Here is a 10000-nt window from a genome sequence, read left to right as displayed (position 1 = left end):
AGTTCAGTTTATATCCCTGAGTAATTACACGTGAAATATAAAAGCTTCTATTAGATGAAAGATCCACAATTTCTCCTGTACGTGTCAATTTTACAAGTGGGCGTGTAGGTGAGTACTTATTAATGAACATTACTTCACCCAACTCTAAATTCGATAATTCAATTTTCGTCCCTATTGGTAAGTCAACGACAATATTCATTAAAGCCTGAACAACCTTAATATCGAATTTTCCAAACTCCTCTTCCTTAATCATTTCAATTACTTTGAAAAGAGATTGTTTTGAACGATACATACGCTCACTAGTCATTGCATGGAACACATCTGCTACAGCAATAATTTGGGCAAATATTGAAATTGACCCGATACGATCACCTTTTGGATAGCCGCTGCCATCCAAACGTTCATGGTGCTGATATACAGCAACTTTCATAATATCCTTTATAGCGGTTACGTTTTTGATTAGTAAGTAACTATAGTAAGGGTGTTTTCGTACTTCCCCAAACTCTGATTCTGTTAATACACTCTTCTTATCCCGTATACGTGAGGGAATTCGCGACATTCCACTATCAGCTAGCATTCCTGCGATAGCCAGCTGAATCGTATCCCCTCGTTCATATCCCATTTTCTTTGCAATGACTGCTGCAATTAATCCGGTAGCGATGCAATGATGATATAAATAGTCCTTTGCATTCGAATAACTGTTTAAATCGAATATGTAAGAGCGATCCTCTAAAACCATATCCATTAACGGGAGCATTATGTTTCTCACTTTTGTCAGATCGACTCTTCCGCCCGCTTCCCAATTTGAAAACTCTTTTTTCAATTGTGCAATACCATCAAGATAATATTTTTCGAAACTTGTGAATTGCTGTAGCGGTATAGCTACTGGAGGGATATCCAATTTTTCTTCATTCAGCTCGATTTCTTCAACTTCAATTTCATTATGTACTAATACTGTTTTTAAATTAAATAAATCAAACACACGTAAGTGCTCAGGTTTTACTTTTGTATTTTTATAGATAATCGGATATTGTGTATTGGCAAAAATATCTTCAGCAATTACCTTACCTAACTGCAATTCCTCAACTCTTATCAATATTGCTTCCAATTTCACAACCCCTTATGCTTATTATCAGTTATACGGAAGAAAAAATCTTTCCATATAATTTACTCTTACTAGATAACTGCTAAATTTTTCATATTATAAGTTAATTATAGCGAATGGAAAATAAAATACAACCAAAAAAAGTAATCTAGATAGTCTAAACTAACTAGATTACTTTTTAAATTACTCTTCTATACCTGAATTGGACTCTCCCTCAATTTCGGAATCAATTTCTTCATCATCCGGAGCATCTTCTTCTTTTTTTACTCGTGCCACAGTTGCTACATATTCGCCTTCAGCAAGTCTGATTAAACGAACGCCCTGTGTGCTACGCCCTATAACAGATATATCGTTTACATCCATTCGGATTAACATACCGTTAATCGTAATCAGCATAATGTCTTCTGATCCATCCACAGCCTTTACTGCGCACATTTTACCGTTCTTATCGGTAATTTGCATCGTTTTCAGACCTAATCCGCCACGGCTTTGTAAACGGTATTCAGATTCTGGTGTACGTTTACCGTAACCATTTTCAGTGACAACTAAAATTTCCTGACCTGGTTCAAGAATTTCCATACCTACTACAAAGTCACCTTCACGAAGTTTAATACCGCGTACCCCGGCAGCTGAACGACCCATTGAACGAATATCGTCTTCTTTAAATCGTACTAACATACCATCGCTTGTACCGATAATAATTTCCTTCGTGCCATCCGTTAAGTGAACAGAAATTAAATCATCGTCTTCACGTAATGTAATGGCGATTAAACCATTTGTACGGATATTGGCAAACTGATCAACAGGTGTACGTTTTGTTACCCCTGTTTTCGTAGTAAAGATAAAGTAAGCATCTTCTTTAAACTCTGTTACTCGAATCATTGCAGTAACATGCTCACCTTTATCAATATTAAGCAAGTTTACTATTGGTAAACCCTTCGCTTGGCGACCAAACTCAGGAATTTCATATCCTTTTGCACGGAACACTTTCCCTTTTGAAGTGAAGAACAGAATTGTATCGTGTGTAGAAGTGAATAATAAATGTTCTACAAAGTCATCTTCATTCGTTCCCATACCTTGTACACCACGGCCACCACGTTTTTGTGAGCGATACGTGTTCGCAGCTAAACGTTTAATATACCCGTTATGTGTTAATGTCAGTACCGAGTTTTCACGAGGAATTAAATCTTCGTCTTCGATCATTTCTAAGCCGCCAGCTGTAATTTCAGTACGACGCTCATCACTGTAGCGTTCTTTAATATCCGTCATTTCTGTACGGATAATTTCGACTACTTTTGCTTCGTCAGCTAAAATCGCTTTTAATTCATCGATTAATTTTAATAGTTCCTGGTACTCAGCTTCAATTTTTTCGCGTTCCAACCCACTTAAACGCACAAGACGCATATCTAAAATTGCCTGTGCTTGGCGTTCAGATAAATTAAAGCGCTCCATTAATTGAGGTCTTGCTTCTTCCCCGCTGCGAGATGCTCGGATAATAGAAATAATTTCATCGATATGATCAAGCGCAATACGTAAACCTTCTAAAATATGTGCACGTTCCTCTGCTTTTCGAAGTTCGAATGCAGTACGACGTTTAATAACTACTTTCTGGTGTTCTAAGTAATGATAAAGCACTTCTTTTAGACTTAATACTTTTGGCTGCCCGTCAACTAGCGCAAGCATATTTACACCAAAGCTTGATTGCATCGCTGTTTGCTTAAATAAATTGTTCAATACGACATTTGCGTTGGCATCACGGCGTACTTCAATTACAATACGCATACCATTACGGTCTGATTCATCACGTAAATTAGTAATGCCATCGATTTTTTTGTCGCGAACTAACTCAGCAATTTTTTCAATTAGTTTCGCTTTGTTAACCTGATATGGCAATTCGTGTACTAGAATTGTCTCTTTGCCGTTAGAAGCTTGCTCAATTTCTACTTTAGCCCGAATTGTCAGTGAACCACGGCCCGATTCATATGCACGGCGAATACCGCTGCGCCCTAGAATAATTCCCCCTGTAGGGAAATCCGGACCTGGAATGATTTCCATTAGCTCTTCTGTCGTAATGCTTGGGTTATCTGCCACTGCTAATACGCCGTCAATTGTTTCTCCAAGATGATGAGGCGGTATATTTGTAGCCATACCTACTGCGATACCAGAAGCACCATTCACTAATAGATTCGGATAGCGCGCCGGCAATACTAAAGGTTCATTTTCACTACCATCATAGTTCGGTCCATAATCAATCGTATCTTTATTAATATCGCGCAACATTTCCATCGCGATCTTTGACATACGTGATTCCGTATAACGCATTGCTGCTGCACCGTCGCCATCAACAGAACCAAAGTTACCATGGCCATCGACTAGCATATAACGGTAGCTGAAGTCTTGCGCCATACGCACCATTGCATCATAAATTGATGAGTCACCGTGAGGGTGGAATTTACCCATTACGTCCCCTACAATACGGGCACTCTTTTTATATGGTTTATCTGAAGTATTTCCTAGCTCCTGCATACCATAGAGGATACGACGATGTACTGGTTTAAGCCCATCACGTACGTCTGGTAAGGCACGCGAAACGATAACGCTCATCGCATAGCTTAAGAAAGATGATTTTATTTCTGTTGTAATATTTCTAGATTCAATATGTCCATGCTGAATGTCAGACAAAATAAGGACCTCCTTCCAATTGCACTAACTAATCAATTATGCCCGAGCATAATTGCATCTTTCAGCGGTTTGAAAACCCGCTGAAAGATGTTAAATATCCAAGTCTTGCACGTATACTGCATTTTCTTCGATAAAATCACGACGAGGTGCAACTTCATCACCCATTAAGTGATCGAAAATTTTATCCGCTTCAATTGCATCATCCAATTCTACTCGAATTAAAGTACGGTGCTCTGGATCCATTGTTGTATCCCATAATTGTGTCGCATTCATTTCCCCTAAACCTTTATAACGCTGTACATTAGGTTTCGGTAACTTAGGCAGACGGTTTAAAATATCTTCTAACTCCTGATCTGAGTAGCAGTATTCAACATGTTTCCCTTGTTTCACCTGATAAAGAGGCGGTTTTGCTGCATATACATAGCCCGCTTCGATTAACGGACGCATGAAACGGAAGAAGAATGTCAGCAATAGTACACGAATATGTGCACCATCGACATCGGCATCCGTCATAATTACAATTTTATGATAACGTGCTTTTTCTAAATTAAATTCTTCACCAATACCGGTACCAAATGCTGTAATCATCGCTCGAATTTCGGCATTCGATAAAATACGGTCTAAGCGTGCTTTCTCAACGTTAAGGATTTTTCCGCGCAATGGTAAGATCGCCTGGAAATGACGGTCACGTCCTGATTTAGCAGAACCACCGGCAGAGTCACCCTCTACGATATAGATTTCAGATTCGGCAGGGTTTGTTGAAGAACAGTCTGCTAACTTACCTGGTAAGCTTGAAACTTCCAATGCAGATTTACGACGTGTAAATTCACGAGCCTTTTTCGCTGCTACACGAGCACGTGCCGCCATTGTACCCTTTTCAATAACTTGACGTGCTACCGATGGATTTTCAAGCAGGAAACGTTCAAATCCATCTGAGAATAAAGCATTTGTAATCTGGCTTACTTCAGAGTTCCCTAGTTTTGTTTTTGTTTGACCCTCAAACTGAGGTTCCGGGTGTTTTATTGAGACAATTGCCGTTAAACCTTCACGAACATCTTCGCCTGTAAGGTTGGCATCCGATTCTTTAATTAAGTTTGATTTGCGGGCATAGTCGTTAATAACACGTGTTAAGGCAGTTTTAAAGCCCGATTCGTGGGTACCACCCTCATATGTGTTAATGTTGTTCGCAAAAGACATTATATTCGAGCTGAAACCTGCATTATACTGCATGGCAATTTCAACCGTAATGCCTTCTTTTTCACCCAACACATCAATTGGCGCATGAATCGCTTCTTTATTTTCGTTAATATGCTCAACATATTCGCGAATACCGCCTTCAAAGTGGAATGTCTCCGAACGTTCCTGTCCTGTACGCTCATCTGCAATCGTCAGGCTGATGCCGCGATTTAAATAGGCTAATTCACGGATACGTGTTGCTAAAATATCGTATTCATAAACTGTTGTTTCTTTAAATATTTCGCTGTCCGCTTTAAATCGAGTTGTTGTACCTGTATGGTCTGTTTCGCCAATGACTGTTAATTGTTGAACAGTATGACCGCGCTCAAAAATAATTTCATGGATTTTACCATCTCGATGTACTTGAACAATTGTCTGACTTGATAATGCGTTTACTACAGAAGCACCTACACCGTGAAGACCACCTGATACTTTGTAGCCTCCGCCTCCGAATTTACCGCCGGCGTGCAGTACTGTCATAATTACTTCAACAGCAGGCATACCCATTTTTTCCTGAATATCTACGGGAATACCACGACCGTTATCTTCTACGCGAATCCAATTGTCTTGTTCAATTGTTACTGTGATTCCTGTACAATAACCTGCTAAAGCTTCATCAATACTATTATCAACAATCTCCCAAACTAAATGGTGCAATCCTTTTGAACTTGTTGAACCAATATACATGCCCGGACGTTTTCGAACAGCCTCTAATCCTTCTAATACTTGTATTTGATCCGCATCATAAGATTGCTGGACTTTATTATCTTCTAAAGCCACTATTGTTCACCTACTCTTTCATAACTATCAGTATGCTTCTTTTTTACGTATTTCAATGCACTTATGGTTGTTCAATTGTTCCTTGTGTGACACGGAACAATTTTGCATGCTGTATTGTGTCATGGTGAATGCCTTCTACACTCGTTGTTGTAACGAATGTCTGGACCTCACCTTGAATTGTATTTAATAAATGTGATTGGCGATAATCGTCCAATTCAGATAAAACATCATCCAATAAAAGAATCGGTGTTTCCTTCGTTTCCTGTTTGATCAGTTCAATTTCGGCAAGTTTTAAAGATAATGCCGTCGTGCGTTGCTGCCCTTGTGAGCCATATACTTGAACATCATAATCATTGACAAAAAACTGCAGATCGTCCCGATGAGGCCCTATAAGTGTTACGCCTCTCTCAATTTCACGCTGCTTCACTTCTTCTAGCTTCTTTGTTAAGTAATCCGCCATTTCTTCGGCAGTCCAGCTTGCATCCATCCCGGTTACAGGACGGTATTTTATGACGAGCTTTTCTAATCCCCGCGAAATACCAAAGTGAATCGGTTCAGCCCAATCCTGTAAAAGCTCGATAAACTGAAATCTTTTACGAATAATTTGAATTGCCGCCTGCACATATTGTTCAGTATAAATTTCAAACATCACATCGGATGCGAGTGATTGTTTACCCATATTCTTTTTTAATAAATGATTACGTTGTTTCAAAATCTTTTGGAATGTTAGTAAATCATGTAAGTAAACAGGGGAAATTTGTCCGATTTCCATATCGATGAATCTTCGGCGAATTTGGGGGCTGCCCTTTACGATATTCAAATCTTCAGGTGCAAACATTACTACATTCATCTGTCCGATATAATTGCTTAGTTTCGTTTGTTCAAGATGATTGATTTTGCCCTTTTTGCCTTTTTTTGAAATCGTCAATTCGATAGGAACGCCACCGTAACGCTTATTTACCACACCTTCTATTTTACCATAATCCGCATCCCAACGTATTAATTCTTTATCGTTCGCGGTACGATGAGATTTGGCCATCGCTAGTACATAGATTGATTCCATTACATTTGTTTTTCCTTGGGCATTTTCCCCAATAAAAACATTAATTTTATCTGAAAAATCCAGTGTTAACGATTCGTAGTTACGATAATTTGTTAGCTGCAAGCGCTCGATGTTCATGAATTAATTTTCTCCGTTTTCAATAAATGCATCGACAATTTTGTAACGTCCTACACCAGGAATATTAACTACATCTCCATGACGCAGTTTTTTCCCGCGGCGATCTTCCACTTCTCCATTTACAAACACTTCATGTTCACTTAAAAACCACTTTGCCATACCGCCAGAGCTAATTGTATCTGTCATTTTCAGCGCTTGACCAAGCGTTATAAATTCTGTATCAATTACTAATTCATTCAACGTAATTCATCCTCCACTTAAATAAAGTCTTATCATTCTATCATACCTAAAAATTGTCCATAAGTAAAAAAGGAACGGTCTCAATAACAAGTTAAGACCCTTCCTTTTAGAATTTTTATTGAATTTTAGTAAGTACGTACCGGTAAAATCAGCTGCAATATTGCATCATCCGCAACAGAACGTAAGATGAACGGGCGCATTGCACCTGTAAATTCAATGACTACATCTTGTCCATCGATCGCTTTTAAGGCTTCCATCATATATTTCGCACTGAATGAAATTTTCAAATTTTCGCCTTCTAAACTTTCCACTTGGATCTGCTCTTCAACTTTACCAATCTCAGGTGAATTCGATGAAATTTCGACCGTTTGATTTTCAAGTGTTTCAAAACGAACAACATTATTGCGATCTTCACGAGCTAAAAGTGAAGCACGGTCAATTGCCTGCAATAAAGATTTTCCGTTAATAGTGATCATTGTTTTAAACTCTTCCGGAATTAAACGTGATGTATCCGGATAATTGCCTTCTAAAAGACGAGAGAAGAACAGGACATCATCTGTTTTAAATAATACATGCTGATTTGTTAATACGATTTGAACCGGATTATTTGTGTCTTCTAAAATTTTGTTCAATTCATTTAAACTTTTACCTGGAATTACGACTGAAGTAATATCATTTGGTAAATTTTCAAGATTGACTTTGCGGCGTGCTAAACGGTGACTATCCGTTGCAACGCATATTAATGCATCGCCTTCAACTTTCCAGTTTACACCTGTCAACACTGGACGGCTTTCCGATGTCGCTACAGCAAATACAGTTTCTCTAATAACTGATTTTAATAAATCGGTTGGAATCGTAAATTGTCGGTCAGCAGCAATTTCAGGTAGTTGTGGATATTCTGTTGCATCTAAGCCAATAAGGTGGAATTCCGATTTACCTGAACGAATGATTGTTGCATAGCCGTTCGTAATTTCAATTTCAACTTCATTTGTCGGCAATTTACGGATAATTTCATTGTACATACGAGCTTGTAGCACAATAGAGCCTGTTTGAGTAATATCCATAATTTGTTCGCCATTTTCTTCTACCGGGATGAAAGTCTGGATTGTAATGTCTGCATCACTACCAGTTAACGTCATACCTTCGTTTGTAACATCAATTTTAATTCCCGTTAAAATAGGAATCGTTGTTTTGGAACTTACAGCTTTCATTACATCGTTTAATCCTGCTAAAAGACGATCACGTAAAATAGTAAATTTCATTAGTTTACCTCTCTTATATAATTAATTATTTATTTAAAGATATTAATAGATATAGTAATAGGGCCTGTGAATTTGTGGATAACCCCTAATTTAAACAGGCAGAGCACGCTATCCACATGTTGATAAGCTGTGAATAGGTATGTGTGAAAAACATAAAGTTATACACAGAGATTATTTACCTAACATACTACGTATTTGTTTAATATCCTGCTGAAGCTGCTGATCTGTTTTAAGTAAGGAAGAAATCTTTTCATGGGCATGGATCACTGTTGTATGATCACGGCCTCCAAACTCCTCACCAATTTTAGGTAATGAGTAATCTGTTAGCTCACGCGATAAATACATCGCCACTTGACGAGGATAAGCAATCGATTTTGTCCGGCGCTTAGCCTTAAAATCTTCCAGACGTATACTGTAATGTTCACCAGTTGCAGTTTGAATATCTAAAATCGAAATCATGCGCGGTTTTGAATTTGGCATAATATCTTTTAAAGCTTCTGCAGCAAGTTCAGGCGAAACATCCATATTTACTAAGGATGAATAGGCCACAACCCGTATTAATGCCCCTTCAAGTTCACGAATATTTGTATCAACCTGATTGGCAATATAAAGCATGACTTCATTTGGAATATCGAGTCCATCAGCTTTGGCCTTCTTACGTAAAATAGCAATACGTGTTTCCAAATCTGGTGGTGCAATATCTGTAATTAGTCCCCATTCAAAGCGTGAACGCAAACGGTCCTCTAAAGTAGGGATTTCCTTCGGAGGGCGGTCACTTGAGATGACAATCTGCTTTGATTCTTCATGCAGTGTGTTGAATGTATGGAAGAATTCCTCTTGTGTCGATTCCTTACCAGCCAAAAATTGAATATCGTCAATTAGCAGTACATCAACATTGCGGTATTTATTTCGGAAATCGATTGTTTTATTATCACGGATGGAGTTTATGAACTCATTTGTGAACTTTTCAGATGATAAATAGACGACATTTGCTGTCGGATTATGTTCTTTTACATAATGGCCAATTGCATGCATTAAGTGAGTTTTTCCTAAACCTACCCCCCCATAAATAAAGAACGGGTTGTAAGCTTTTGCGGGAGCTTCTGCTACAGCTAAGCTCGCTGCATGGGCAAAGCGGTTACCGGAACCAATAACGAATGTATCAAATGTGTACTTTGGATTGAGCATACCCGGGGTAATGTCATGGTGTTCACTTGATTTTGCTTGAGTAATTGGGGGCGGTAGTTCAAAGTCGTCTGCCGTCTGATCTTTCTGGACAACAAAATTAATGACTAGATCCTCTCCAGTTAACTCGTTTAATATTCCTGTAATCATATGGATGTAATATTGTTCAAGCCAATCGCGGGCAAAAGAGTTAGGCGCGGAAATCGTCACTTTTGTGCCACTATGCGCAAGAAGTTTTGTTGATTTCAGCCAAGTATCAAAGCTCGGTTTCGAGATTTTCTGTTCAGCTTGGGCAAGGACGGCATTCCATAGGTTTTCTAAATGTTCCAA

Annotated in this window: 7 protein-coding genes (1 of these 7 cut by a window edge); all 7 read right to left on the bottom strand. The window is 38.6% G+C overall.

The features are described 5' to 3' along the window. A protein-coding gene (locus MKY07_RS00035; RefSeq protein ID WP_231918746.1) for an HD-GYP domain-containing protein crosses the window boundary here: on the bottom strand, positions 1 to 1114 show its 5' portion. The gene continues 2 nt to the left of window position 1, outside the view; 1114 of the gene's 1116 nt are visible here — the first part of the coding sequence; the start codon lies at positions 1112 to 1114; its stop codon straddles the left edge of the window (only 1 of its three bases is visible, at position 1). A gap of 174 nt (positions 1115 to 1288) precedes the next feature. Beyond that, positions 1289 to 3787, bottom strand: coding sequence for a DNA gyrase subunit A (gene gyrA, locus MKY07_RS00030; RefSeq protein ID WP_008408396.1), 2499 nt, complete (start codon positions 3785 to 3787; stop codon positions 1289 to 1291). A gap of 90 nt (positions 3788 to 3877) precedes the next feature. Then, positions 3878 to 5803, bottom strand: coding sequence for a DNA topoisomerase (ATP-hydrolyzing) subunit B (gene gyrB / locus MKY07_RS00025; RefSeq protein WP_008408395.1), 1926 nt, complete (start codon positions 5801 to 5803; stop codon positions 3878 to 3880). A 61-nt stretch (positions 5804 to 5864) separates the two neighbouring features. Continuing rightward, entirely contained in the window at positions 5865 to 6983 is a 1119-nt protein-coding gene (gene recF / locus MKY07_RS00020) for a DNA replication/repair protein RecF (RefSeq protein ID WP_008408394.1), read from the bottom strand. A gap of 3 nt (positions 6984 to 6986) precedes the next feature. Beyond that, entirely contained in the window at positions 6987 to 7223 is a 237-nt protein-coding gene (gene yaaA, locus MKY07_RS00015) for a S4 domain-containing protein YaaA (protein WP_008408393.1), read from the bottom strand. 125 nt (positions 7224 to 7348) lie between these two features. Beyond that, positions 7349 to 8485, bottom strand: coding sequence for a DNA polymerase III subunit beta (dnaN, locus tag MKY07_RS00010; RefSeq protein WP_008408392.1), 1137 nt, complete (start codon positions 8483 to 8485; stop codon positions 7349 to 7351). Positions 8486 to 8656: 171 nt separating this feature from the next. Next, positions 8657 to 10000, bottom strand: coding sequence for a chromosomal replication initiator protein DnaA (gene dnaA / locus MKY07_RS00005; RefSeq protein WP_008408391.1), 1344 nt, complete (start codon positions 9998 to 10000; stop codon positions 8657 to 8659).

The organism is Solibacillus sp. FSL W7-1472, assembly GCF_037969775.1.
Classification (GTDB): Bacteria; Bacillota; Bacilli; order Bacillales_A; family Planococcaceae; genus Solibacillus; species Solibacillus silvestris.
Note: the sequence above shows the minus strand (reverse complement) of the source record. Positions and strands in the feature narration are given on the sequence as shown.